Origin of the sequence: Halomonas sp. Ps84H-12 (assembly GCF_024124725.1) — a bacterium.
GTDB lineage: Bacteria > Pseudomonadota > Gammaproteobacteria > Pseudomonadales > Halomonadaceae > Vreelandella > Vreelandella aquamarina.
In genome coordinates, this window is the sequence record NZ_JAMXSJ010000096.1 from 1 (window position 1) to 1,097 (window position 1,097).

A 1,097-nucleotide genomic window follows, 5' to 3' on the forward strand; every position below is an offset into this window, starting at 1 on the left:
GAAGCGGTGGCCTCGGCGTTCCAACGCCTTGTCCATGTCGTCCAGCAGGATGTTCGCCAGTAGCGGGCTGAGGGGCCCGCCTTGGGGTGTCCCCCGCCGCCTCGGCGTGGGCAAGCCATGCTGGAACATACCCGCCTCCAGATAGCGACGGATCAGACGCAGTACACGCTTGTCGTCAACGCGCCGCGCGACCCGTGCCATCAGCAGGTCGTGATTCACTCGGTCGAAGAAGGCTTCCAGGTCAAGATCGACCACCCAGCGGTGACCGGCGGTGACGTGGGCCTTCATGGCCGAGACGGCCTGCTTGGCGCTCCGCTTGGGGCGGTAGCCGTAACTCGACTCGGAGAAGCCCGGGTCGAAGATCGGCATCAGTACCTGGGACAGCGCTTGCTGGATTAGGCGGTCGGTAACCGTGGGAATACCGAGCTGCCGCGTCCCACCCTTGGGCTTAGGGATCGTGGTTGCTCGGATCGGGCTGGGGTGATACGCATCGGCCAATAGCCGCTCGCGCAGCGTTGGCCAGTACTGCTTTAGGTGGCCCGCTAACTGGTGCACCGTCATGCTATCGACACCCGGTGCCCCTTTGTTGGCAACCACCTTACGGTAAGCTCCCTCCATATTCACCGGGTCAACGACCCGTTCCATGAGCGAGGCTGACTCCGCTTTCGTCCACGATAGCGACGCCGGGATCGTCTCGACGCTCACCGGCCGGGGCGTGGAGTTCTGCTCCTGCCCCTCTGGGTGAGTGACGGTATTAGCGTCGGTTTCTGTCTTCATGATCGATCCTCGAGACGTTATCGCCTACTCGCGGTTCTTCATGTTCGGCCCTTGGTGCCGTGGTGAACCGGCACTTACTATGGCCTCTGCTGACGTCTGGTGATCCATCCCGTCGCCTCTCGACGCCGGTAGCACCGTGGCAGACCACCAGACCTCCCAGGGTAAGACGCGCGACCTTCCTCCCACCTACCCGCCGCATTTACTATCGCCCCTTCCGGATAGCTATGGGGCTTTGAGGATCATTGCACTCTCGCCCGGGTGCGATAGCCTCGTATGCGATTTCTGTTCGTCGGGCCGGGAGTTTGCCTTCAGCTTCCTTC

1 protein-coding gene is annotated in these 1,097 nt (G+C 62.5%); it reads right to left on the reverse strand.

Translation table 11 applies throughout. The features are described from left to right. The coding region (locus NH344_RS18195; protein WP_253028295.1) for a reverse transcriptase domain-containing protein at positions 1-777 on the reverse strand (777 nt) is incomplete at its 3' end. Between the last annotated feature and the right edge of the window lie 320 nt (positions 778-1,097).